Here is an 861-nt window from a genome sequence, read left to right on the forward strand (position 1 = left end):
GATCCTCGAGCCGGTGGGGGATCCCGCTGGCGTCCCGGATCGCCATTGTGACGTCCTCGTGGGCGTCGGGGCGCGGAAGGAGCGCCTCGAGTCCCGCGTCGGCGTCCGCCTCGGCGAGCCGGGTTCGAAGCGCCATGATCGAGCGGAACGAGTCCGTCTCGAGGTCGTACTCGGCGGGCGGGATGACCCTCGGACAGCGCGTGTGAAACCGGCAGCCCGACGGGGGATCGGTGGCGGAGGGAACCGATCCCTCGAGGACGATCCGATCGCCCGCCCAGCAGGGGTCGGGTTCGGGAATCGCCGACAGCAACGCTTCGGTGTAGGGATGAGAGGGGAAATCGAAGACCTCGGTAGTCGTCCCGGTTTCGACGAGTTCCCCGAGATACATCACGGCCACCCGATCGGCGATGTGCTCGACCACCGAGAGGTCGTGGGTGATAATCAGGTACGAGAGCCCGAAGCGCTCCTGGAGGTCGGAGAGCAAATTGAGGATCCCGGCCTGCACGGAGACGTCGAGCGAGGACACCGGCTCGTCGCAGACGATGAACGCCGGTTCGACGGCGAGCGCGCGAGCGATACCGATCCGCTGGCGTTGGCCGCCGGAGAACTCGTGGGGATACCGGGTCGCGTGGCCGGCCTGCAGCCCGACGGTCTCGAGCAGTTCTCGAACGCGTTCGTCGCGCCGATCCGGCGGGACGACGTCGTGAACCGCGAGGGCTTCGCCGACGATGTCGGCGACGGTCAGCTGCGGGTTCAGGCTGGCGAGGGGATCCTGGAAGACGTACTGAATCTCGGATCGCAGCTCCCGGAGTTCGGACCGGGAGCACTCGGTCAGTTCGGTGTCGCGGTAGGTGACCGAGC

Annotated in this window: 1 protein-coding gene; it reads right to left on the minus strand. The window is 67.6% G+C overall.

The features are described from left to right. A partial coding sequence (locus tag PGX04_RS05260; protein ID WP_273737541.1) for an oligopeptide/dipeptide ABC transporter ATP-binding protein occupies positions 1-861 on the minus strand: 861 nt, incomplete at both ends.

The organism is Natrinema soli (assembly GCF_028618695.1).